The 23,087-nt window shown below is 50.3% G+C and carries 20 protein-coding genes and 2 pseudogenes; 14 read left to right on the forward strand and 8 right to left on the reverse strand.

What is annotated here, in order from left to right; all coding sequences use genetic code 11:
* Positions 1-1,182: 1,182 nt before the first annotated feature.
* Positions 1,183-1,362 (forward strand): annotated as a pseudogene (locus ACZAHD_RS10405) (LysE family translocator); the annotation flags it as partial.
* A 527-nt stretch (positions 1,363-1,889) separates the two neighbouring features.
* Complete coding sequence (locus tag ACZAHD_RS10410; RefSeq protein ID WP_462456697.1) at positions 1,890-3,434, forward strand: sensor domain-containing diguanylate cyclase; 1,545 nt, start codon at positions 1,890-1,892, stop codon at positions 3,432-3,434.
* A 344-nt stretch (positions 3,435-3,778) separates the two neighbouring features.
* On the opposite strand, the gene ACZAHD_RS10415 is transcribed toward ACZAHD_RS10410, so the two are convergent.
* On the reverse strand, positions 3,779-4,693 hold the full coding sequence (locus tag ACZAHD_RS10415) for a DMT family transporter (RefSeq protein WP_462456698.1): 915 nt from the start codon (positions 4,691-4,693) through the stop codon (positions 3,779-3,781).
* 156 nt (positions 4,694-4,849) lie between these two features.
* On the opposite strand from ACZAHD_RS10415, the gene gcvA reads away from it, so the two are divergent.
* The 3 genes from gcvA (at position 4,850) to ACZAHD_RS10430 (ending at position 7,203) form a co-directional block, all read left to right on the forward strand.
* Positions 4,850-5,749, forward strand: coding sequence for a transcriptional regulator GcvA (gene gcvA / locus ACZAHD_RS10420; RefSeq protein ID WP_462456699.1), 900 nt, complete (start codon positions 4,850-4,852; stop codon positions 5,747-5,749).
* A gap of 335 nt (positions 5,750-6,084) precedes the next feature.
* A complete protein-coding gene (locus ACZAHD_RS10425) occupies positions 6,085-6,624 on the forward strand; it encodes a DUF2058 domain-containing protein (protein ID WP_462456700.1) in 540 nt (179 codons plus the stop codon).
* A 102-nt stretch (positions 6,625-6,726) separates the two neighbouring features.
* Positions 6,727-7,203, forward strand: coding sequence for an N-acetyltransferase family protein (locus tag ACZAHD_RS10430; RefSeq protein ID WP_462456701.1), 477 nt, complete (start codon positions 6,727-6,729; stop codon positions 7,201-7,203).
* 202 nt (positions 7,204-7,405) lie between these two features.
* On the opposite strand, the gene ACZAHD_RS10435 is transcribed toward ACZAHD_RS10430, so the two are convergent.
* Both ACZAHD_RS10435 and ACZAHD_RS10440 read right to left on the reverse strand, forming a co-directional pair.
* Entirely contained in the window at positions 7,406-8,437 is a 1,032-nt protein-coding gene (locus ACZAHD_RS10435) for a methionine synthase (protein ID WP_462456702.1), read from the reverse strand.
* Positions 8,438-8,464: 27 nt separating this feature from the next.
* The gene (locus tag ACZAHD_RS10440; protein ID WP_462456703.1) at positions 8,465-9,448 is read right to left on the reverse strand and encodes a DUF1852 domain-containing protein; all 984 of its coding nucleotides are present in this window, start codon (positions 9,446-9,448) and stop codon (positions 8,465-8,467) included.
* 371 nt (positions 9,449-9,819) lie between these two features.
* Here ACZAHD_RS10440 and ACZAHD_RS10445 point away from each other — a divergent pair, with 371 nt between their 5' ends.
* The 8 genes from ACZAHD_RS10445 to ACZAHD_RS10480 all read left to right on the forward strand — a co-directional run bounded on the left by ACZAHD_RS10445 (position 9,820) and on the right by ACZAHD_RS10480 (position 16,904).
* Positions 9,820-10,680: a MurR/RpiR family transcriptional regulator gene (locus tag ACZAHD_RS10445; RefSeq protein ID WP_462456725.1), complete on the forward strand. Its 861-nt coding sequence runs from the start codon at positions 9,820-9,822 to the stop codon at positions 10,678-10,680.
* 130 nt (positions 10,681-10,810) lie between these two features.
* A complete protein-coding gene (locus ACZAHD_RS10450; protein ID WP_462456704.1) occupies positions 10,811-12,151 on the forward strand; it encodes an aspartate aminotransferase family protein in 1,341 nt (446 codons plus the stop codon).
* Entirely contained in the window at positions 12,148-12,702 is a 555-nt protein-coding gene (locus ACZAHD_RS10455) for a carboxymuconolactone decarboxylase family protein (RefSeq protein WP_462456705.1), read from the forward strand. Before ACZAHD_RS10450 ends, ACZAHD_RS10455 begins: the two co-directional genes overlap by 4 nt.
* Positions 12,703-12,846: 144 nt before the next feature.
* On the forward strand, positions 12,847-13,599 hold the full coding sequence (gene glnH, locus ACZAHD_RS10460; protein WP_462456706.1) for a glutamine ABC transporter substrate-binding protein GlnH: 753 nt from the start codon (positions 12,847-12,849) through the stop codon (positions 13,597-13,599).
* A 52-nt stretch (positions 13,600-13,651) separates the two neighbouring features.
* Positions 13,652-14,308 carry a glutamine ABC transporter permease GlnP gene (gene glnP, locus ACZAHD_RS10465; RefSeq protein WP_462456707.1) on the forward strand — a complete coding sequence of 219 codons (657 nt, stop codon included), beginning with the start codon at positions 13,652-13,654 and terminating at the stop codon, positions 14,306-14,308.
* Positions 14,309-14,310: 2 nt separating this feature from the next.
* Entirely contained in the window at positions 14,311-15,033 is a 723-nt protein-coding gene (gene glnQ, locus ACZAHD_RS10470; RefSeq protein ID WP_462456726.1) for a glutamine ABC transporter ATP-binding protein GlnQ, read from the forward strand.
* Positions 15,034-15,054: 21 nt separating this feature from the next.
* On the forward strand, positions 15,055-16,077 hold the full coding sequence (locus tag ACZAHD_RS10475) for a C45 family autoproteolytic acyltransferase/hydolase (RefSeq protein ID WP_462456708.1): 1,023 nt from the start codon (positions 15,055-15,057) through the stop codon (positions 16,075-16,077).
* A gap of 323 nt (positions 16,078-16,400) precedes the next feature.
* A complete protein-coding gene (locus ACZAHD_RS10480) occupies positions 16,401-16,904 on the forward strand; it encodes a lysozyme inhibitor LprI family protein (protein WP_462456709.1) in 504 nt (167 codons plus the stop codon).
* A 260-nt stretch (positions 16,905-17,164) separates the two neighbouring features.
* Here the strand turns inward: ACZAHD_RS10480 and ACZAHD_RS10485 are convergent, their stop codons facing one another.
* The gene (locus ACZAHD_RS10485; protein WP_462456710.1) at positions 17,165-17,647 is read right to left on the reverse strand and encodes a cold-shock protein; all 483 of its coding nucleotides are present in this window, start codon (positions 17,645-17,647) and stop codon (positions 17,165-17,167) included.
* Between the two features lie 179 nt (positions 17,648-17,826).
* On the reverse strand, positions 17,827-18,072 hold the full coding sequence (locus ACZAHD_RS10490; protein WP_462456711.1) for a YmjA family protein: 246 nt from the start codon (positions 18,070-18,072) through the stop codon (positions 17,827-17,829).
* A 238-nt stretch (positions 18,073-18,310) separates the two neighbouring features.
* Here ACZAHD_RS10490 and ACZAHD_RS10495 point away from each other — a divergent pair, with 238 nt between their 5' ends.
* A complete protein-coding gene (locus ACZAHD_RS10495; RefSeq protein ID WP_462456712.1) occupies positions 18,311-18,919 on the forward strand; it encodes a histidine phosphatase family protein in 609 nt (202 codons plus the stop codon).
* A gap of 26 nt (positions 18,920-18,945) precedes the next feature.
* On the opposite strand, the gene ACZAHD_RS10500 is transcribed toward ACZAHD_RS10495, so the two are convergent.
* The 3 genes and pseudogenes from ACZAHD_RS10500 to ACZAHD_RS10510 all read right to left on the reverse strand — a co-directional run.
* Complete coding sequence (locus tag ACZAHD_RS10500) at positions 18,946-20,730, reverse strand: diguanylate cyclase (RefSeq protein ID WP_462456713.1); 1,785 nt, start codon at positions 20,728-20,730, stop codon at positions 18,946-18,948.
* An 80-nt stretch (positions 20,731-20,810) separates the two neighbouring features.
* Entirely contained in the window at positions 20,811-21,998 is a 1,188-nt protein-coding gene (locus tag ACZAHD_RS10505; RefSeq protein ID WP_462456714.1) for an HD-GYP domain-containing protein, read from the reverse strand.
* A 609-nt stretch (positions 21,999-22,607) separates the two neighbouring features.
* Positions 22,608-22,849, reverse strand: a pseudogene (locus ACZAHD_RS10510) (RNA polymerase subunit sigma); the annotation flags it as partial.
* Positions 22,850-23,087 lie beyond the last annotated feature (238 nt).

A 23,087-nucleotide genomic window follows, 5' to 3' on the forward strand; every position in this document is an offset into this window, starting at 1 on the left:
ACCGATCTCTCTCATGAACGGGCAGTAAAACTCGCCGTAATCAAACGACTGCTCCTGCGGATAACTCTCAAGGAGTGGACAGGGAAGAGTCAACAGCCGCGGGTCAAATAACGGTTTAAGGAGTGGGACTTTCTCACCGCGAAAGGTTTCTGAGTCCATCATTTAATATTCCCTCTGTCATCCGTTCAAGCAGAACGCTCTATTTATGGTTTCTCCATTGCCTGAGCACTAAATAAAGCAAAAAGGATGCCATAAAAAAAGCGGATTTGAGCCGTTATTCAGGACGCTGCTGCACCGTACGGAAGCAAATTTATCATTCTCTGGTGCAATAAATTTAATTATCTGTGGTTATTATTAATGATGAAATAGATAAAGTGTTTACTGATGTGATTTTTAAATTAAAACGTCATTGAGAGCTCGCGGCGCTCCTACCATAAAGTTCAGCAGTAATAACTTCAATCCGAAGCCACCCCGTTTGCCGGCCATTATCCTTGCCATGGCATCCAGCCCGCAAAGCCTGAATTTTTACGCCTGCATGTTCAGTATGAATGAGTATGGCAAAACAGGGCTGGACGTCATGGCGTGCTCCACCGCACTTAAGCCCCAACCAGGGCGGATGGTTACGGACATCTTGAGCGCGGTTCTCAGATCGGCGCCAGCAAAACGATACCCTCATTACTGCGTTCTGATCGATAGCACGATCGTTACTACGCAGGTCGAAGAGAAAAAATCAGAATATCCTCCTGCCGTAACGCTATTTTAGGCTTCAATGCAGTAATTTTTTCTGAAGGTGTGAAAATTTATAACATAAAATACAAGCGTGAAGTCCGGGGCATTTATCATACTGGCCTTAAAATAGACATCATCGTCACTTTTGATGGTGAAAATACAATCAGTTAGTGAAAGGTATGAATTATATTTGTTTTAATTGTTTGATATTTAATGTTTTTATAAAAATGGTGACAAAAATAAAGTGTTACTATAGAGTAAATTTCAGTTTATTGATTATCGTGTTTTTATCATGAATCGCTCTGAAAAAGATGACCTGGCGCCTGCGGGCAATCTACTGCGCGAGTGAGCTCCTGTCAGGCAGTACCTTTTTGACCGACCAACGAGACCGGGACAAAATTTTACCGGGGTGTAGCGGCGTTCCTTTTCCTGACAGGAAATATTTTCATGCACATGCCACAGATCGCTTTTTATATTCTTATCGCCAGCCTGACCATCGCCAGCCCCGGGCCGGGCGTTCTGTTCACCCTGACGACTACACTGAACTATAACTTGCGTCAAGCTATGGCCGGGATCATCGGTGTAGCCGCCGGAATGGGGGTGATATCGATCGTTGCGGCCAGCAGTGTCGGGGGGGTCATGTGTTTTGCCGCAGGCCTTATCATTTCCGGCCTGGATCCTTAAAGCTGAACTTCTGCTCCCCTACGCCTCACGGAGTTGTAAAAATGGATATTTTTTTACTATTGCTGATTACCCTGTGCATCAATTCTCTTCGCCACCTCATATGGTATATTCAGGCTCAGTGGGGGCAGTGTGCAGGCGTCATTGTGACTGACCCTGGCAGTATGCCGTGACGCTGGAGTTTATTAACCCGGGAAAACCGACGAAAAATATGATACCGGCGGAGCACCGGTTGATGCCCAGGAAAGCGCAAATATCAAAAAGCTCGCGAAAGAAAACAGAACGACTGAAATACCTGCTCAGGTATTTGCTATCATCCCCACATGAACATATGAATGTTGTACAGGACGTCAAAACAGTAGAAATGAAATTCCTGTCAGAAGGGAAGTCCATAGAGGGTTGCGCCAGCTCCGTAAGATAACTTTCCTGACGGGAAATTGACGGCAGCTCGCCAGGGTGTTCTGAAATACAGGTGAAAAATGTTTCAAAAAAAACCGTTTCTCCTTTCCCTGCTTATTGCTCTCTATTCGGGGGGCGTTACCCTGACAACTCTTTCTCTCCTTGGTGGGATCTATTTCTTTCAAAAGAAAGAAATAGAAGACTCTCTCCTTGAGAACAACCTGGCTTACGCGATGAAAATTGCGGATACGACGGACCGATATCTGACCATGGCTCAACGTGAATTAGCCTGGACAGCTTCAGAGTTGCATAGCACAGATGCATCTGTGGCCAGGTATGAGGTAGAACGTATGCGGCGCAGATCCGAAGTCTTTAACTCTGTTGGCGTTGTTGACGCTAAGGCTATGATTATTGCTACTTCACCGTACTTACCTGCCCTGACAGGGGTCAGAGTGCATTCCGAAGCCAGCCAAAATGCTCTGGCTGTTCAAAAACCACTGATTTCTGGTCCATTCACGTCGGTTGCCGGAAATGAGATGATAATGCTTTCGCATCCACTCAGTTCGGCCGATGGCCATTATCTGGGGTATCTCGGTGGCAGCATTTATCTAAAAAAACACAGCATGCTCAGTGATATTATTAGCCTGCACTTTTATAAAGATAATGTATCGATAACTATTGCCGATCGCGATGGCAAAGTTATATTCAATACTGTTGCCACGCAGACAAGATCGCCCATCAATCTGTCTCCCCAACTGAAAATGTATATGGGCAACAACTTAACCGGTTCTTTTGTAGGACGAAATTGTCTGGTTGGCTATGCGGGTCTTAAGACATCCAACTGGAATATTATCGTGTCAACGCCGTCAGAGGTTGTCACCAGTATGTTGTTCAATACTGCGAAGAAAATTTCCGGGCTGGTGCTGGGTATACTGTTCTTTATTACTGTGGGGGTGGCTTTTCTTTCGTCACGTATAGCAAAACCGCTGGCGCAGCTTGCCCGGTTGGTTCAGGCTAATGATAGTCTCGCATCCCCGGAGAAACTCTCTGCCATCAGGGCCTGGTACCAGGAAGCTTATTTACTCAGAGATGCAATGGAAAAACGTTTTCGCTTAGTCTCTGCACAATTTGCCGCGCTCAGTGATGAGGCTATGACAGATCCGTTGACTGGTTTGTATAACCGGCGTGGATTCTATGAGCGATTAACGTATATCAAGAACCTTAAAAATCAGTGTGCGATCGCAGTCGATATCGATCATTTTAAAACCATTAACGATAGTTTCGGGCACAATGTGGGGGATGCCGTGCTGGTTCATACCGCGGATCTATTAAGACTTACGTGCCGAAAAGAGGATGTCATCAGCCGCTTCGGGGGAGAGGAGTTCGTTATTCTTTTGTCAGAAACGACTCTCGCCGGATCTGCTGCGATTGCAGAGCGGATCCGCCAGGTCATATCGGGGACAGAGTTCCCTGAAGCCGGACATCTTACGGTCTCGATAGGTGTTGCAGGGCTAAAAGATTATGATAGTGACTACGAGCGACTCCTCATGGAAGCTGATTCAGCGCTATATCAAGCTAAACGACAAGGACGAAATAAGGTAGTGGTCAGTGGGCATAGCCAGTAACCATGATTGCCTGACGTTAATGCGCTAAAGCTGTGAATATTTTTTGCTTCATTAACGGTGGTTTACTGGCCTGGATGGTAAGAAGGGGGGCTCAGACAGGGACACCTGTGGCGCATTACTCCGCCAGCTGGCTGACTGGACAACGATAATCAGACATTAGTATTCTCAATTTTCAGCTGTGCTGTCGGCTGACAGACCCGCAGGGAAAGACGGATCTGTAGATTCTGCTGCTGACAAGAATGACGCTATGGCATCAACCTTAGACGGCGATAACCGGGACAACAAATATGGTCAGCTGTTTCTGCACCGCTTGAACAATCTATGCCCAGCCGCCAGTCAGCGTTTTATTTTGCTGCTCCGCTTTTTATACCTGCCGGAATTTTTTCCGGACCGACAACCAGCCACACAGAAACACACACAATTAACGCACCGATAATAAACCCTTCATCAATGGTCTCACCCAGCGCCAGATAGCCCCACAGTATCGCAAAGGGTGGGATCAAAAAGGTGACCGTCAGTGAACGCAGCGGACCAATATCAGCGATCAGGCGGAAATAGAGAATATAAGCAAAAGCGGTACAAACTATCCCCACGGCAAGTACGCTCGCCCATGCATCACCCTGCAGCCAGTTAATGGACGGCCCGGTGGTGGTGCTCCAGATAAAAAAAGGCAGTAAAAATAAAGTCGCGCCAATCTGGCTGCCGAAGGCGACGATCTTTGGATCCAGACCGCCCTTATTTGAGATCCAGCGACGGGTCAGAAAACCGGCTATACCATAGCATGCCGTAGCCACAAGACATGCCATCACACCGGCAGTAGTTTCATTTGCCGAACGGGATTCTCCGACGGCGGTGATGACCATAATCCCGACCAGACCAAGCAACACACCTCCCCATTTTCGTGGTGTCAGTTTTTCACTAAAGAAAGTAAATCCAGTCAATGCTCCCATTAATGGCGTCGTTGCATTGAGAATTGCTGAATATCCGGCGGGTAACCATCTGGCTGCAAGACAATACATCAAGAATGGCAATCCTGAATTAATTACTCCTAAAATAAGAGATACCTTGAACTTGCCTTCAAAACTAAATGAAGATTTAAGCGTCAACAAAATAACTGCAAGTCCGCTAAAACCAAAAAAGACACGTAAGAAAGCCGTGTTCATCGCCCCAAATTCAGGTGCGGCAATTCGCATGAACAAAAAACTTGCTCCCCAAATAGCAGCAAGAAGTAATAACCGAATGTAGTCGGCTGCACGCATTTTGACACCTCTTTTTATTAAAAGAAAAATGTTGTATACATTATCCGGTTTAATAAAATTTAAACATGTAAAAAACTTTAAGGGCATGTCAGCAAACACACAAACAAGTTTTTCTTGTATCATTTAGTTTAACTAATGCATAGGCTTAGGCTGATTATGAAACTTCCCCCTTTACATGCACTTATGTGCTTTGAGTCGGCCGCCAGGCATTTAAGTATGAAAAAAGCGGCCGAAGAGCTGTGTGTCACTTCCAGTGCGGTCAGTCAGCAGATTGCAAAACTGGAAGACATGACCCGCATGCGCCTTTTTATCCGGAGCCCACGACGCCTTGAACTGACCGATGAAGCCCGGATCTACCTGCGGGCAATCCGCCCGGCCTTCCGTCAGATAGCAGAGGCGACGCAGCGGCTGATGAATGAAGGAAAACCGAATAAAATTACCATCAGCTGCACCAGTGGTTTTGCGATCCAGTGGTTGCTGCCACGGCTACCGGGATTTGAAAAGGAAAATCCCGGGGTGGAGGTGCAAATCAGCACCACTAACCGGCGGGTTGATTTATTGTCAGAAGGGATCGACTTTGCTGTCAGACACGGCACTGGCCAATATCCCGGTCTGGAATCGGAATGTCTTCTGAATGACCGACTAAGGCCCGTCTGCAGCCCACGTCTTATCTCTCAGGAGCAACCTCTCTCTTCACCGTTTGATATCACCCGCTATACGTTGCTGCATGATGAACACCGAATGGACTGGGCTGTCTGGTTTAATGCGGTGGGCATGACGGGCGCCGATACTGAAAAAGGTCCCGTTTTCGTCGATTCGAATGGCGTCCTGGAGGCTGCGCTGGCAGGGAAAGGTATCGCTCTTATCCGCAGTGCGCTTATCCGGGAAGAACTGAACAACGGGACGCTGATTAACCCGCTACGGACGGCCATTGATTCAGCGATAGCATACTACCTGGTGTATGATGAATCGGCCCTTTTACAGCGCATAGGCAGACGGTTTCGGGACTGGATCTCGGCCACTGCGGCAGCTGACCAAAATGAATACCCCGCCTGAGCTGCCTTCAGAAGAGGGAACCGCGACGGGTGTTCTCTTTTTTGTTTAGTTAAACTAAATTATCGTTTAATTTATATCCGTTGCGAAAACCCGCCTTTTAATTAGCTTTATTCCACAGTTGACTATTTTTAAATTCAGTAAAGCCCGATGATTTATAGTCATAATGCGGAAATACTATGGCGGTTTGCAATATTTCGCTCATAGTCGGCATGGTTCCCTCGACAGATAAGGGGCTTCGTCCGTAAACCCGGCAGCCTTCCGGCAATGCAATCCTGGTACAGCCGCCAACATTCCCGTTATAATCGCAGAAATTTCTCAACGGGGTTAGAGACGCAATGACAAAACTCACCTTACAAGAGCAGATGCTGAAAGCCGGATTAGTGACCAGCAAAAAGGTCGCTAAAGTGCAAAGAACGGCCAAAAAATCACGGGTTCAGGCACGTGAAGCGCGAGAGGCGGTGGAAGAAAACAAAAAAGCGCAACTCGAGCGCGATAAGCTGCTCGGCGAACAGCAAAAGCAAGCTGCTTTAGCCAAAGAATATAAAGCTCAGGTGAAACAGCTTATTGAAATGAACCGAATTGTTCCGGCAAAAGGGGACATTGGCTTTAACTTTACCGACAACAACCTTATAAAAAAGATTTTTGTCGATAAGCTGGTTCAGTCTCAACTGATTAGTGGCCGTCTCGCGATCGCGCGTTTGGCGCCAGACAGCAGCGGCGAGAGCGTATACGCGATTATCCCCGCCAACGTAGCGGATAAAATTGCCCAGCGCGATGCGGACAGCATAGTGTTACACAGTGCGCTCAGCCAGGAAGAGCAGGACGAAGACGATCCGTACGCTGATTTTAAAGTGCCTGATGATTTAATGTGGTAGCCCATCTTGCCGTTCGTAATGTCTTGCCACGAATGGCCACGTTAGTGAAAGGGGGAATGCATGGCCTCGCTGCGAGAAATGCCCCCCTCAAAGGATCAATGAATGATGATGTTCCGCCCCATGCGCCAAGAAGAATACCCAGCATATCTGGAATACTTTATTGCGGATTATGCGCGTGAAATTGCCGCCAACTATCGGCTTTCCGCAGAGGATTCACTGGCAAAAGCGAAGCGCGAAATCGCGGAAGATCTTCCTGAGGGGGTGAATACACCCGGGCAGGTTCTGCTGTGTCTCTTGACTCAATCCGACAATCACGACAGGCACGTCGGCTACCTCTGGTACAAACCCGATATCACCACGCGAACCGTGTTCATCTTTGATTTTTATATTTTCAATGCCTGCCAGGGGCAGGGGCTTGGCACGCAGGCGCTACGCGCTTTTGAGCGAAAGATGCGCGAGCAGGGGGTTGAGCAGATTCGACTTCGCGTTGCCGGAGATAACGCCCGAGCCCGTCACGTCTATCAGTCCATCGGCTTTTGGGTGACGGGAATCAATATGAGCAAGACATTATCCGATTAACGCTCACGGAGGCAGTGAAAAGTTACTTATTTCGCTGGGCTTCATGGCGGTTAAAGAGAGATGAAAGCACGGCTCCTTAGACTTTAGGTTCTGTGCTTACCCAGAGTCTGGCCGTATTGCGCGCTGTTCGGTCCGGCCAGGGGGGATAGTGCTCCCGATGCCTGACCCGGACTTTTCGTATAGCGCGCTCACGCCGCCAGCGTTATTTCGCCAGGAGCTCCCGACGGACGATTTCTGCACCTGCACTTAACGCATTGAGCTTGCCTCTGGCGACCTGACGAGACAGAGGGGCCATACCGCAGTTGGTCGAAGGATAAAGTTTATCGGCATCGACGAATTCAAGCGCTTTGCGTAACGTACCGGCGACCTCTTCCGGGGTCTCAATAGCATTGGTTGCCACGTCAATCGCTCCCACCATCACTTTTTTACCGCGAATCAGCTCAAGCAGATCCATGGGGACATGCGAGTTATGGCACTCCAGCGAGATGATATCGATATTTGATGTTTTTAGCCTTGGGAATGCCTCTTCATACTGACGCCACTCTGACCCCAGCGTTTTTTTCCAGTCGGTATTGGCTTTGATGCCATATCCATAGCAGATATGCACGGCCGTTTCACATTTTAGTCCTTCAATGGCTCTTTCTAGCGCGGCGATCCCCCAGTCATTCACCTCATCAAAAAAGACATTAAATGCCGGTTCATCAAACTGGATAATATCGACACCCGCTGCTTCTAATTCTTTAGCCTCCTGATTGAGAATTTTGGCAAATTCCCAGGCCAGCTTCTCACGGCTTTTATAGTGGTTATCATAGAGGGTATCGATCATCGTCATCGGCCCTGGCAGGGCCCATTTAATAGGTTGTCTGGTCAGCTGACGTAAAAACCGGGCATCTTCAACGAAAACGGGTTTCTGACGCGCCACTTCACCCACGACCGTCGGCACGCTCGCCTCATAGCGATTGCGAATTTTCACCACTTCGCGTTTCTCAAAATCCACGCCGCTGAGGTGCTCAATAAAGGTGGTGACAAAGTGTTGGCGCGTTTGCTCACCATCGCTGACAATGTCAATTCCTGCACGTAGCTGATCGTACAGTGACAAGCTCAGCGCATCTTTTTTCCCCTCAATTAATTCTTCGTTATGTAATTTCCAGGGAGACCACAGTTTCTCAGGCTCGGCCAGCCAGGAAGGTTTTGGTAAGCTGCCAGCCGTCGAAGTGGGTAATAATTTCTTCATAATAGAGAGCCTTGTATGTTCGGTGAATTAAAGTACGTAGCCAGCAGACCATTTCTCAAGAATATTCTGGTAAGGCTTGATGAAATTCTCTTCAGTAAATTTTCCTTGTTCAATCGCCAGCTGACTTCGTTCTTGCCGATCATAAACAATTTTGGTTAATGAATGATCCTGGTGATTCAGATTCGGTTGATAATATTGCCCTGCGGCAGCATTGGCATTGTAAATTTCAGGCCGGTAAATCTTCTGGAACGTCTCCATCGTACTGATGGTACTAATAAGCTCAAGATTAGTGTAATCACTAAGCAAATTACCAGAAAAATAAAATGCTAACGGCGCAACGCTATTCTGCGGCATAAAATAGCGAACCTTTAACCCCATCTTTGCGAAATATTGTTCAGTCAGTGATGAGCCATTTTGCTGATATTCGATACCCAATATCGGATGCTGATTTCCGGTTCGCTGATAGCTGTCCTTGCTCGATACGCTAAGGCAGATGACCGGTGGCTTGTTAAAATTTTGCTGGTATTCATCTGAATTAACGAAATGTTTAAAGATATTCCCATGTAAATCGCCAAAGCCATCCGGGATGCTAAATTCGGATGGCTGTTTGTTATGCTCTAACAGTCGCACGCTGAAATCATAATCGCGTACGTAAGAAGAAAAATTATTCCCGGCGATGCCGTCAATACGTTCTTGCGTTTCTTTATCAATAATGTTCGTTTTTAATATCTCAATCACCGGGAAGCTGCCACTGCGATCCTGATCATTGACTGCCATATCAACAGAAATAATTTCCAGTGCAACAGAATAACGATCGCCTTTTGGGTTATCCCAGTACGCCAGCGAATTAAAACGGTTGTCAATCATCGTCAGCGTGTTACGCAAGTTCTCCTCGCGGTTTTCCCCTCTGGCCAAATTTGCGAAGTTGGTCGTAATTCGCGTATTTTCAGCAGGGTTATAATGCGTGTCAAAACAACTACGTTTAATAGAAAATGTAAAATTTTTATTCATTGCGATGGTGCACCCTAAGTTCTGATATGAAAACTGAATTTATTCCGTGAACTCCAGAATATCCTTTCTTTTTGTCTGGTTATGTCGTTCAGTAATCATCATATTGTCTCTGATTAATAAACATATTTTATGCCAGAGTCGCTGGATGAGTGAAAGCGACATAATTTCATTACAACATGAGGTATCTTCATGGTCGCTGGTGAGTCCTCTTCGGAAGCGTGGCTGATGCCCTCTGCGGTTACTGTGGATGGCCGGTGGTCAGGGCATGGACCTCAGGCTAAGCGGGTGAGTTGCAACAGCTGACCCGGAGTGTAGAGTCTCAATCACAAATGTGTTTAGATGTTTGCTTCTGAAATCCGGTGACCAACATGATGAATCCACAAGAAAATATTGTCTGTCAGTTCAGTACACTTTCACCTGAGTTACAGCGGGCGGCGGAGTTCTGTCTGCAAAACGTGAATATACTGGTTGTGCAATCCATGCGAGCGTTCGCGGCGCAAGCCGGGGTGAAGCCCGCCACGCTGCTGCGCCTGGCGCAGCGTCTCGGATTTAGCGGCTGGGGAGAGCTGAAAGATGCTTTTATTGACGATCTCGGCTTGCGGAATGATACATATGTATCCAAAGCAAAAAAACTCGTTGCCAAAGATACACAGTCGAAGCTGTATGAAGAAGTCTTTCAGGCACATCAGACCAATTTAGCTTTTACCGGGAATGAAAATCAGCAAGCGATGCCGCGAGCCGTCACGCTGCTGGATGAGGCGGAGAACGTCTATATCTGCGGGTTTCGCGCCAGCTTCCCGATAGCCTGGTCACTGTATTACGTCTACCGCTTATTCAACCGTCAGGTGTCATTGATTGATGGTCTGGCCAGCAACATTGAAGTGTTTACCCGTGAACTAACCGCTCGCGATTGTGTGCTGCTCACCAGTTTTGCCCCCTATTCACGAGAGTCCCTGGATGTCCTGCATGCGGCGCAGCGGGCTGGCGCCCACATTATCGCCATCACCGACTCACCGGTTTCTCCTTTAGCTCAGGCGGCAGAGTGTACATTGCTGTTTTCGATCGATAGCCCCTCGTTTTTCCCGTCTGTCGTCTCCGGTATGGGACTGGCGGAATGCCTGTTGGCGATGCTGGTGGCGCGTCATGGCAACGAGGCGGTCAGCAAAATTGAGAGCGCCGAGCGCTATCTGATCGACTCCGGCGCGTATGTGGTCCCAGGCAAACCCGGATAAATGAATCACTTGTCTCTGTAATAAGAAAATTAAATACATATGAATCATAATTGCGTTGACGTGATCCAAATGAATCCTGCAAGATAATCCTCATAGTACGCGAGAGCGTTTTCAGGAGCAGGAACAGAGCATGAGTCAGATCATTCATCGCAGCTTACGCCACACCCCCGCCGTCGCGGCGAGCGCGCAAGGTGTTTACATCACCGATACCAGTGGCAAACGTTATCTTGATGCCTGTGGCGGCGCCGCCGTCTCATGTCTTGGGCATGGGCATCCCGATGTGCTGGCGGCCTTGCATCGTCAAATCGATCAACTGGCCTATGCGCACACCGGTTTCTTTACCAGTGATACCGTTGAGCAGTTGGCGGAGCAGTTGACTCGTCAGGCACCGGGCGACCTTAATTACGCCTATTTTGTCTCCGGGGGATCTGAAGCGGTGGAAACCGCGTTAAAACTGGCGCGCCAGTATTTTGTCGAAATCGGTCAGCCGCAACGCACCAAATTTATGGCCCGCAAGCAGAGCTACCATGGCAATACGTTGGGAGCATTAGCTGTAGGAGGAAATGAATGGCGTCGCCGTCAATTCGCGCCGCTGCTAATTGATGTGATTCGTGTCGCCGCCTGTAATGAATACCGCGACCGTCGTGTGGATGAGAGCCAGCAGCAATATACCGATCGTTTACTGCTGGAGCTGGAGCAGGCAATGATTGAGGCCGGCCCGGAAACCATTATCGGTTTCTGCGCAGAAACGGTAGTCGGCGCAACAACCGGCGCGACGCCGCCGACCCCGGGTTATCTGCGCGGCGTGCGTCAACTGTGCGATAAATACGGCATTTTGTATATTGCCGATGAAGTGATGTGCGGTATGGGGCGTACCGGCACGCTACACGCCTTCGAGCAAGATGACGTTGTCCCGGATCTGGTGACTATCGCCAAAGGGCTGGGGGGCGGATATCAGCCGATCGGTGCCGTGCTGGCCAGCGAGAAGATTGTGGCCGCACTTCAGGCCGGTAGCGGTCTGTTCCAGCATGGACATACCTACATCTGTCATGCCACTGCCGCCGCTGCCGCATTGGCGGTCCAGCAGGTTATCGAGCGTGACCACCTGCTGGAAGCGGTGAAGCAACAAGGTCATTACTTACACAATGCGCTGCGGGATGTGCTGGGTGAACTACCGCATGTCGGCGACACTCGCGGACGCGGCCTGTTTGCTGGCGTTGAGTTGGTCCATGATAAAGGGGACAAAACTCCGTTCGATCCTGCATTCAAGTTGCATGCGGCAATCAAGGCCAACTGTATGTCCCGTGGTTTGATGGTCTACCCGATGGGAGGAACCATCGATGGTCAATATGGCGATCATATCCTGATAGCTCCGCCGTTTATCATTACGCCGCCGCAACTGGATTTTGTGGTAGACACGCTGCACCAGGTTATTCGCGAAGAAACGAACAAGTTAGCGAGGCGAGTATGATTAATCGCTTACCGCCGTTGGCCGAAGAGGAGTGGGATGAATATCAGCGCCCGCTGGCGGAGGAGATCATCAACGGCCCCCGTGGCGCGCTGTTACCGCCCTTTGAACCGCTGCTGCGCAGCCCTGAACTGATGGCTCATGCACAGCGCATGGGGGAGTACCTGCGCTATCGCAGCGCCCTCGGGCAACGGTTGTCTGAGCTGGCCATTCTCATGACCGCACGCCATTGGTCCCAGCCGGTAGAATGGGCGATTCATGCGCCTATTGCCCGTGAGAAAGGAATTTCAGCCGCAGCGGTACAGGCGATTAATGAAGGCCGTCTGCCGGTGGATTTACAATCGGATGAGTGGGTGGTTTATCACTTTTGCCAGCAACTGCACCAGGAGAAAAGCATCCGCGATGATACCTGGCAAGACGCCATCGCGCTTTGGGGAGAAAAGGGCGTGGTCGATTTGATGGGAATTAATGGCTATTACAGTTTACTTTCTATGATTATGAACGGCGCGCAGACGCCGGTACCCGATACCGGGGATGAGATTATTCCCGCTTAAATAATTGACCGGTAAACAGGAGTGTTTTTTCACTCCTCGTTGCTTGCTTATTTTGTCATGGAATACACACACCTGTTGTTAGCCACTCAGTGGGCGCAACACCTTTTCTGTTATATATCGTTCTCACCGACGTTGAGGATTATTATGTCTACTTTTATTAGCAAATTGAAAATTACATTGGCACTGGTCGCATGTTCCACCAGTTTTTTGGCCGCCGCCCAAGATAAAATAACGGTGGGTGTTGATACGGCATTTGTCCCCTTTGAATTTAAACAAGGTGATAAATACGTGGGCTTTGATATCGACCTGTGGGATGCCATTGCCAAAAAAATGAATATAAGCTACGATTTACGCCCCATGGATTTTAGTGGGTTAATCCCTGGCTTGCAATCGCGTAATTTGGATGTGGCAATGGCGGGAATTACCATTACCGATGCACGAAAACAGGTTGTCGATTTTAGCGACGGATATTATAACGCGGATTTGTTAATCGCGGTGAAGAAAGGTGATAATAGCATCACTCGCTTCAGCGACCTGGCGGGAAAAAAAGTGGGGCTTAAACAAGGCACCGCCGCCGCGAGCTTTATGAAATCGAAATACAAAGCTAACTATATTGAATTTCCGAATATCGATAATGCTTATCTCGATCTGCAGGCAGGGAACCTCGACGCCGTGGTTCATGACTCGCCGAACGTGCTCTATTACGTGAAAACGGCAGGCGGTGGTAAAGTTAAATCCACCGGGGAAACCGATAGTATTTTGCCGCAGCAGTATGGCTTCGCGATGCAGAAAAACAGCAGTCTGACGCCAAAGATAAACGCCGCGCTTGAGGCATTACGCGCAGATGGTACCTACGCCAAAATTTATGTGAAGTGGTTTGATAAACAGCCGAAATAATGTCCTCTGGCCGAAGCAATTCGGCCTATACTCCATCTGAGCTGGTTTTATTATGAATTTTGATAGTCATTATATATGGCAGTCCCTGCCATTGCTCCTGCAGGGATTGCAACTGACATTGATTATTTCACTGTCGGGTTTGTTGGGCGGGTTTATTATTGGTTTATTCGCAGGAACCTGCCGGGCTTTTGGTGGTCGTATCGCGAAAACGCTGTCGTTAGTGTTTGTTGAGTTAATTCGCGGTACGCCTATTATGGTACAGGTGATGTTTATTTATTTCGCGCTGCCGATGATATTACCTGTGCGTATCGATCCTGTTACCGCTGCGATTGCGACGATTGTGATCAACTCCGGTGCCTATATTGCCGAAATAACGCGTGGTGCAATCTTATCCATCAATAAAGGATTTAAAGAAGCCAGTCTGGCAATGGGATTATCGCAACGTAGCACGGTGTGGCATGTAATTATGCCTCTGGCGTTACGGCGTATGATTCCAGCGCTGGGTAACCAATGGATTATCAGCATTAAAGATACTTCGTTGTTCATTGTCATCGGTGTGGCTGAGTTGACGCGACAAGGGCAGGAAATTATTGCCGGTAACTTTCGCGCTCTGGAAGTGTGGACGGCGGTAGCGTTGATTTATCTGATGGTGACGTTGTGCCTGAGTTTTCTGCTGAAGCAACTAGAGAAAAGGATCCACATTTTATGAGCATGGTTGAATTTAGCGCTGTATCTAAAAGCTTCGGCACGACGCCCGTGCTGCATGATATCAATTTGAAAATTGAAGCCGGAGAAGTGGTGGTGATTATCGGGCCATCGGGATCGGGTAAATCGACGCTGCTGCGCTGCATCAATAAACTGGAGGAGATTACCTCTGGCACGCTGCTGGTCGCGGGGATGCATATTACCGATCCGCATGCCAACGAATGCGATATCCGCCGTGAAGCGGGCATGGTGTTCCAGCAGTTCCATCTCTTTCCGCATTTAACCGCGCTGGAGAATGTGATGTTTGGCCCCATTCGGGTGCGTAAGCAGAGTAAAGCGGCGGCACGCGAACAGGCGCTGGCGTTGCTGGAACGTGTCGGTCTGAAGGAGCGAGCTAATCACTATCCATCGGAGTTATCCGGTGGCCAACAGCAGCGCGTGGCGATTGCACGCGCGCTGGCAGTGAAGCCGAAAATGATGCTGTTTGATGAGCCCACTTCAGCGCTTGACCCTGAATTGCGCCATGAAGTGTTAAAGGTCATGCGCTCGTTGGCCGATGAAGGGATGACCATGGTCATTGTCACACACGAAATTGGCTTTGCGCGTGACGTGGCATCGCGCTTGATCTTTATTGATGGGGGAACCATTGCCGAAGATGGCGCACCTGATATGTTGCTAAACGCGAGCAGTAATCCGCGTCTGAAAGAATTCCTGCAACACGTATCCTGAACAGAAGTGAATGATCACAATATGAAAAAAATCACAATTAGTGGGTCTGCGTATGACGTGGGCCAACGTTTGGGCGAATTTGGCCGCGATGCCTGGCATCAAAAGCTGGTACATATTCCGCTGTGGCAAACGGTCATCGGTATGAAAGACAGTGCTCAAACCCGGGCGATGCGAGTGCTGGTTGAGCAGCAGTTTCCGTTGATTTGGCAAGAGTTGGCCGGTATGGCGGCGGGTTTACAGGCGCCGGTTGACGAAGTTTTCGCCTGGAACTGCCGGGGCGATTTAGTGCGCTCCACATCCGATGGCTGTACCACGGTGGCGGGGGAGAACACGGCAGGAGAGCACGTGATCGCCCACAACGAAGACGGTTTCCCGCAGTTACGCGACGATTGCGCGTGGGTCAGTATTTCACCCACCGAGGGGATGGCCTTTTCCAGCTTTGCTTACCCAGGCTCGCTTTGTGGTCATACCTTTGCAGTCAATGCCAGGGGGATCGTGAATACCGTAAACAACATTCGCGCACTGCATCGGCCCGTCGGAATGCCGCGGCAAATCCTGGCACGCGCTGCGCTGAACGCCGGGACGCTGGATGAGGCCATGGCCGTGTTAACCACAATGCCACGTTCAGGCGCGTTCCATCACACCCTGGGACAGTGCGGGGATAGTCGTCTGTTTAGCATTGAAGCAACCGGGTCCGGTTGTTCAGTACGTTTGCTGGATGACGCATTTGGCCATGCTAACCATTTGATTCACGAGTCGCTCGGGGATGTGCAGCAGGTCATCACCGACAGTTCCGCCTCACGCCAGGCTCGCCTTATCAATGAGTTAAATACGCCATCGCCGCTGGATACCGCCGGCGCCCTGGCAATATTATCCGATCAACAGGATGTGACACTGCCGATATACCGTTTATCGCCACAAGATCCGGATGAGGAGAATACACTGGCCACGGCCCTGTTTGTGTTGCATACCCGGCAGGTGGAGTGGCACATTTTCACCCTGGATCGCCAGCGGGCCATCTTGCAAGATGCGGTGAATGTATGACCGGTGTGAGGTGAATGGCGCGAATGCGCCGCGGTGATTCTGACTGTCGAGGCCGCAGAGACGGGGCCTTATGCCCCGGGTGGCACCTATGCTCTGAACATCGAGCTCGAGGAATTCACCCGGGGCCGCCGCCGGTCTCAGCGTCAACCGTTAATGCATTGATCCGCCACCATGATTAACCTAAAAGAAGACATGCCAGAATCGCGGTATGACTGTTCCGGCTCTGCGGAACAGGCCGTTTGAGTCGGGTGGATATGGGCTCTTCCCCAACGCGGCGGGTTGGTCTAATCTGAATGGCTCATCGCCTTTATGGGTCTTAGAAAATGAAAGGGCTGACTTTTATTTCTTTAGCATTATACCTGCCGATAGTTTCTCATGCTGCCGACGATCGGAATCAACCCAGCAGTAGCCTGAATGAGGGAGTTGAAACCTTCGCCATCGCCTGTTTTGGTATGCCACAAGAGACAACCCTGGATATGAATGCCTGCATGGGCGCGCAACTAAAACAACTCAGTTGGGTGAAAGACAAGTACCTTACCCGCGCTTTAAATCGAATCCAGCAGGACAATAAAGATTCTCCGCAGCACCTGCAGGAATTAACCACCGCGTTTAATGATGAAAGCAAAGCCTGGGACACCTTGATAGACAAAGCCACCACCTCAACGGAGGTGGACAGCGCGGGGGGGACGATAAGCGGTATCAGGAGTTCAATGCGAAAAATTGGCCTTATAGAGCTACAGATACATGATATCTGGGACAACTGGCTCCGTTATGGAGACTCAACGCCGCCGCTTCTGCCAGAACCAAAGTTTAAGTCTGCGCAATAAAGGCGTTAGGCAGATGAAACATCGCGCCCGTCGTACGCTGTGCCCGGCGCTGGCTTGCGCAAGGACAACGCACAGGGTTTCTCAGACCGATCGTTCGGCGAGGTTCTCCCATTGCCCCCCAAATGTGCATCGCACGCAGGCCACAGCATGACCGCAATATCGCCATGCAGTCGCAGTGTCGGGAGAGAGAAGGGGGGGGACAGGCCAGCAGGCTGGGCAGGGAGAGAGCAGCCTGCTGGCCAGGGGCAATGACAATCAGGTCAGACTTTAAGCAGTTTCACCGTGGCATCAATGTCAATCTCATCTTCTGAGAAGATCAATGTCGTTCCCTGAAAAGTGGTGATCGCCAGTTTTTTCAGCGAGCGCATCTCTCCGGGCTTAAGGTCTGATTTCGGCTTGATGCTGCTCATTAGTATCCCCACGGACAGCACCGTATTTTCTTTATCAATGCGGGTATCGGCAGGCACTTCTTCGCTGTAGACCAGGTAGGACTTGATCGACGTAAGCTTCAGACGCTCGCCAGCGATATAGAGGTATTTGCTTTCCGGCACCACTTTCACCGCATAAGCTGACAAACCCTTGTTATTCGTGGTGGGTTCGAAGGTCACCGCCGCATCTTTCTTAATCAGATCAGGATTGGCGACCTTAATCACATGAAAATAGCGGTTATCGCCGTTTTCATCTTTGATAAATCCAAAGCCTTTATCTTTAAACCAGGTTGTGATTGTTCCGTTCATCGCCATTACCACCTACTTAATCGTGTATTAACTCAATTTTTGCAGCGAGCAGTGTAATGCACAATGCCTGCGCAGACCACGCCTTTGGTTTCAGTCTGGACGATAAATTTTGGCTATGCGAGGGGGAATGGCGTGCAGCAGCGTAACAACACGCCTGTTTATCCGGGTCAAAGAGCCTGGCGGAACTACTCATTGCCCCATTGATTCAGGAACATCGCGATTTCATCGATACGATCCGGGTGGAGACCGGCTTCATGCGCCATTTCTGCCTGGGCCTCTTCGCTGATCTCCTCATTGTTCATCAGACGAGTGAGCAGCAGCTGAAAATAGTGCGCCAGAGGATCGCGTTCAGATTCACTGACCGGCTTGGCGCATTCCGTCGCGTACTCATCGGCGATGTCATAATATTTTAGCGGTATTTCATTATTCATTCAGTAGGCCCTCAGGTTAACGCTGGCATTATTTGCCGCAGATCATATCATCCTTATTTCATTTTTGCTGCCATCCACGCTGCTGCGACCCGAACGCGAGAAATGTCCAGGGTGAAACGCTGTCGGTGGTCTGGGCGTTAACGCAACGTGCCTCAGGGGTCTGCTGGGTCGGGATCGCTTTCTTTTTATTCTCTGCGGATGGTAATGTTGCCCGATAACTCGTAACCCGATGCTGTCAATGAAGATATTGCTCGTAAGACACGGTGAAACCGAATGGAATTGCATTAACCGCCTGCAGGGGCACCTTGATAGCCCGGTGACCGCGCGCGGGCATAGACAAATTGCGGCGCTGATCCGCGCGCTTGACGAGGAGAAGATTGAGCGGGTGATCTCTTCTCCTTCAGGTCGCGCCGTCGCGGCGGCCACGCCGATCGCTGCCCATTTTGCCTGTCCGATCCACTTTGATGAGCGGCTTATTGAACGGGGTTTGGGACCATTAGAGGGCACGGTCTACTCACAGCTTGATGACGATCGGCGAAGGTTGTTCGACAGGATCTACTCCGGCGATCCGAGTGTGACGCCACCGCTTGGTGAGTCGCTGGCCGATGCCGCGGGCAGAACACTAGCCGCGCTGCTTGAGGTCACTGAGACATGTGACCGCTGCGTGTGCGTGGTTTCTCATGGACAGGTCATTCAGGCGGTTATCTCCATACTTGACGGCCATGGCCCGGAAAACTTTCCCCGCTATGCGCATCAGAATGGTAGCTACTCGATCCTCGCGTGTGCTGAAGGCCGGTTATCGCTGGTGAAATGGGGGATAGCCACCCATCTGCTGTTGAGGGGATAAGCGGCAAGTTTATCCCCCTATGGTCTTTAGCCGGATTTCAGCATCCCGAAACTGACAATTCTGGAGCGCCCCTGCTCTTTGGCCCGGTAAAGTGCGGCATCTGCGGCACGCAGCAGGCTGTCGCTCTGGGTATGCTGCGGAAAACTGGCAATACCGATCGAGACATCCACCTGGCCAATATCGTTGAGCCCGTCGCGCAGGGTCAGGCTGCGCACATTGTCGTAAATCTCCTGTGCGCAGTCCTGGGCCAACTCTTCACTGGTGCCAGCAAGGAGCACCAGAAACTCCTCGCCACCGTAGCGAAAAGCCATACCTCTGTCGCGTACCGCGCGTTGGATAATCGCCGCCACGTTCTTGATCACCAGATCGCCGGCTTCATGACCATACCGATCGTTAATCGTTTTGAAGTGATCGATATCGATCATCAGACAGCTCAGCGGCGCCTGGTTTTGCACCGCGAGTTTGATTTGCGTATGCAGGGCATCGTCCAGATGATGACGGTTACGCAGCCCGGTGAGCGAATCGAACAGCGCTTTCTCCAGCAGCGCGCTGCGCAGACGCTGGTTTGCCAGCGCCAGACCCAGTGCTTCGGCCATCAGTTCCAGATAGGCGCGTAAAGGGGCGGTGGCGGAGGTGACATTTCTGAAGGAGAGCAGGCCGATCGCTTCCCCTTGCGCAACCAGCGGCACGCAAAGCGATTGATGAGCACAGGAGTCTGGCAGGTGCGAACAGGCGATGTCAGGCTCACCATTGACCGGCGGATGGCTTAACCCACGACGTACGGCCCAGCAGTTGTCAGGATAAAAGGCCTCGGGTTCATCCGGCGGCGAGAGCCAGTGCGCTACACAGCGCAACTGCCAGGGACTGGTTTCGAGAATATACAGACGCCCGGGAATCGCGGGGGCGATATTCGGAGCGAAGAGCTCGGCGACCTTAATAACATCCTCAAACGATTCGCAGCCTTGCAGACGCTGCGTCATGCGTGCCAACAGTTCTCGAATCGCCCAGTCAGCATCCCGCTCTTGCTCAAGACGCTGACGCGCCAGGCCATTTTCGCGGAAAATACGGATCGCCTGGGCCATATCGCCAATTTCATCGATCTGCGTGAACCGGGGGGCTTCAACGGCATAATCCTGTGAGGCAAGACGTTGTACCACATCGCTTAAACGAACAACCGGGTACAATACTCGCCGTTGAAGGATAAACCCGAGGACAAACAGGAACATTAACGCCGTCAGCGCGACCATTATTTCGGATAATGTACGCCAGGTGTGCGATTTTTGCGTGGCTTGCACAATGGCGTTGGCAGCCCGGCCTTCCAGCATCAGGCGGAAGTGATCGAGCTGGGTCTGCACCCGGTCCAGCTCCTGTTCATAAGGCTTGCCATAGAGCAGGGCAATCGCCTCGGTGTCTGCACCACGTTCAATACTGGCAAGCGCGGCCTGCTGTTCATCCTGCAGCTCATCCGCTATCTGTAGCCCCTCGCGCAGCAACTGTAGCTCCTGGGCGGTCGCTCCCTGATCTTTCAACTTTTCCAACCGGTTATCTATCGTCCTCATCGAACGGGCCTGCTGGCGGTACTCCTGTAACACATCCGGATTTTTGTTAATGACGTAAGCGCGAGCGAGGTCGGATAATTCCCAGCTCTCGGTTTCAACCGATTCGCTTAATTGATCGAAGATCTGCCGCTGTTGTACGGCCCGGCGTTCGGCCGTCTCCGCGCTGGACGCCATCAGCATGGCAATACCGGAAGTGATGGTCAGGCAAACGGTGATCCCGTAGGCCCAGTTGGTCATGGTGGCGATTCTCACCCGAATTTTCCTTGCGTGCAGATGAACAAATGACGTTATGTCTAATTATAGAACCCGCTTCTCCCCACTTGCGGAGAGGGTTAATTGCGTGTTTTGCGAATAATGGTGCTATGTAGCGTGTCGGCATGCTGGCATAACGTACAAAAAACATCTTTATCCAGCGCGCCATTTATAACATCGTTCTCTATCAGCTGTAATGCATCCTGATAACACATGGCGACACGATAGGGACGATCTTCGGTCAGGGCGGTAAAAATATCGGCAATGGCGATAATACGGTCAGGGAGTTGCAGATGATCCTGATTCAGATGCAGCGGATAACCGCTGCCATCGAGTTTTTCATGGTGGTTCGCCGCCCAGTTAATGATTTCACCCAGCTCACTAAAGGCACTGAGAATTTCACCGGTCATATAACTATGCTCTCGCACATGGCGCAGTTCATCTGGGGTGAGTCCGCTTTGCTTTTCCAGGATATTCAGTGGGATATTAATTTTACCAATATCGTGCAAATAGCCGGCAATCTCAATTTTTTTACACTCTTCTTGCGGCAGATGCATATAGGTTGCCAGCAGGTAGGATATTTCGCCGACCATAATACTGTGGCTGGCGGTGAAACTGCTGTAGGTATCAACAATTTTGGCAATTAATAAACAAATATCTTTCAGTCCGTCGATATCGATGTACAGCTCGTTTATCGGGCCGATGATTTCCAGCATCCTCTGGATGTGTCCAGGGTGAAGATGCTGCCAGAAATGCTCTTTTTGCGCGAGCTGGCAAACGCTGTCACAGAGGAGCGGATCGATCTCATGATATCTGATGCGAAAGGTGTCGATGATCATGTTGGGGTGATGATCTATGGTGACATTTTCACTCGAGAGCAGACGTTCAAAAGCATCGGCAAAAAAAACGATATGCTCTTCGAGGTTGCCTGTATGCGTCGGGTTAAAGTGGTGGTGGCGAATGACAGGCAACACCGGCGCGAAGGTGGGTAAGCCGTCGAGCATCTCAGCGCCCCGATGCTGGTGGGGATCTTCGATATGATCAATGTCATTCAGCGAAGTGACGGTGCGCTTATCGCCGAGCACGCCAATATCGTGAAGTAGCGCGGCACAAAATATGGTCTGCTGCTGCGCACGCGGCAACTTGAGGGCTAGCGAGAGTTCCAGAGCAATTAACGCCGTGCGTTGCATATGCAACTGAAGTTCCGGATTGATTATCTGTATAACGCGCGTGGTTAGCATCAATGCTGATTTTAAGGCGAGACGCATCGTTTTTCTCCATTCGCGTGTTCGGGATAATATCGGCTCGTTCTGGTCGTCTGTGTCCAGATAACGCCTGCCGGGGGGAGAGACGCCAGTACATGGCAAAATGATCGGTAAGTAAATCCTGAATTAATTTCATTTATAGCAATACTCAATCCCGTAATGCGTGGCGACAACGGTGCATAACAGCATGAAAAAAGTCTTAACAGGTGCCAGTTAATCATTTTGTTCATAAAAAGAAAATACATTGTCGTGAAGCGCTTGCTTTAACTCGCTGCCGGGATGATGCCTGTCTATTTCGAGCATCAGCAAAACGAATTTTAGAACAGAACGCGTGATGGTGTAATGAGCGCTCGCGAGTCGCCGCTGAAGGTCATGGCGAGGAATGCCAATTTCGCTGTAGCGCAGGCATACCTGGCGCAGGCGGTCATCAAAGTACAGCTCGGCGGCGCTGTCGATATTGAGCGTCCGTTACCAAGGGGCCGGGACGTTGTCCCATCCGCTGGCCCAGGTTTTGACCTACTGCCACGTCCAGTGGTAAGCGCGGTTTTATACCACGGTTGCCAGCGGGTCTCCTGCTGCGGGGTGGCGCGATCCTCGCTTAATACCACGTACCAGCGCGATAGGGCGAAACAGATCGAGCATCACTGGTCTGCGACGGCGCACAGGAAGGATTTAGGATCGCGGATAGCAGTGAGAGATTCACAGTCCATGACGCGCAGATAAATATCCTGAGTCACATCACCGGCGTCAAAGGGGGATTGTAGCTTAACGCTTAACCAGCGTGTCAGCCCGCCGTAACGGACTTGATACCGAGATGCGAGCGCGGGTGGTGTGGCGGCGGAAAGCTGAAACATGATCGGCTTCAAAACAGGTTATCGTTAGCGACATGTTAATATGAGAATGGTTGTCATTACAACTGGAATGGGCGAGCGAAAAATGAGCAGTGCAAATAATAATGTCAATAACTGACGGTGGCGATTATCAAAGGTTGTCGATTTTACGGTTTCGGGCTGCGGATCTGCTTCACGAGCGGGTTATCAGAGAATATGTGGGATAAAAAATGATTATTGATCGTTATAAACGAATAATTTG

Origin of the sequence: Raoultella sp., assembly GCF_039594335.1 — a bacterium.
In the GTDB taxonomy this organism is placed as follows: domain Bacteria; phylum Pseudomonadota; class Gammaproteobacteria; order Enterobacterales; family Enterobacteriaceae; genus Klebsiella.

Excerpts from the sequence above, each read along its gene's own strand:
- ACZAHD_RS10505 (WP_462456714.1), bottom strand. The coding sequence starts at position 21,998 with ATGCGTCTCGCCTTAAAATCAGCATTGATGCTAACCACGCGCGTTATA.
- ACZAHD_RS10480 (WP_462456709.1), top strand. The coding sequence starts at position 16,401 with ATGAAAGGGCTGACTTTTATTTCTTTAGCATTATACCTGCCGATAGTT.
- ACZAHD_RS10440 (WP_462456703.1), bottom strand. The coding sequence starts at position 9,448 with ATGAATAAAAATTTTACATTTTCTATTAAACGTAGTTGTTTTGACACG.
- gcvA (WP_462456699.1), top strand. The coding sequence starts at position 4,850 with ATGAAACTTCCCCCTTTACATGCACTTATGTGCTTTGAGTCGGCCGCC.
- ACZAHD_RS10415 (WP_462456698.1), bottom strand. The coding sequence starts at position 4,693 with ATGCGTGCAGCCGACTACATTCGGTTATTACTTCTTGCTGCTATTTGG.
- glnQ (WP_462456726.1), top strand. The coding sequence starts at position 14,311 with ATGGTTGAATTTAGCGCTGTATCTAAAAGCTTCGGCACGACGCCCGTG.
- ACZAHD_RS10435 (WP_462456702.1), bottom strand. The coding sequence starts at position 8,437 with ATGAAGAAATTATTACCCACTTCGACGGCTGGCAGCTTACCAAAACCT.
- ACZAHD_RS10490 (WP_462456711.1), bottom strand. The coding sequence starts at position 18,072 with ATGAATAATGAAATACCGCTAAAATATTATGACATCGCCGATGAGTAC.
- ACZAHD_RS10425 (WP_462456700.1), top strand. The coding sequence starts at position 6,085 with ATGACAAAACTCACCTTACAAGAGCAGATGCTGAAAGCCGGATTAGTG.
- ACZAHD_RS10475 (WP_462456708.1), top strand. The coding sequence starts at position 15,055 with ATGAAAAAAATCACAATTAGTGGGTCTGCGTATGACGTGGGCCAACGT.
- ACZAHD_RS10410 (WP_462456697.1), top strand. The coding sequence starts at position 1,890 with ATGTTTCAAAAAAAACCGTTTCTCCTTTCCCTGCTTATTGCTCTCTAT.
- glnH (WP_462456706.1), top strand. The coding sequence starts at position 12,847 with ATGTCTACTTTTATTAGCAAATTGAAAATTACATTGGCACTGGTCGCA.
- ACZAHD_RS10430 (WP_462456701.1), top strand. The coding sequence starts at position 6,727 with ATGATGATGTTCCGCCCCATGCGCCAAGAAGAATACCCAGCATATCTG.
- ACZAHD_RS10495 (WP_462456712.1), top strand. The coding sequence starts at position 18,311 with ATGAAGATATTGCTCGTAAGACACGGTGAAACCGAATGGAATTGCATT.
- ACZAHD_RS10485 (WP_462456710.1), bottom strand. The coding sequence starts at position 17,647 with ATGGCGATGAACGGAACAATCACAACCTGGTTTAAAGATAAAGGCTTT.
- ACZAHD_RS10445 (WP_462456725.1), top strand. The coding sequence starts at position 9,820 with ATGAATCCACAAGAAAATATTGTCTGTCAGTTCAGTACACTTTCACCT.
- ACZAHD_RS10455 (WP_462456705.1), top strand. The coding sequence starts at position 12,148 with ATGATTAATCGCTTACCGCCGTTGGCCGAAGAGGAGTGGGATGAATAT.
- ACZAHD_RS10450 (WP_462456704.1), top strand. The coding sequence starts at position 10,811 with ATGAGTCAGATCATTCATCGCAGCTTACGCCACACCCCCGCCGTCGCG.
- glnP (WP_462456707.1), top strand. The coding sequence starts at position 13,652 with ATGAATTTTGATAGTCATTATATATGGCAGTCCCTGCCATTGCTCCTG.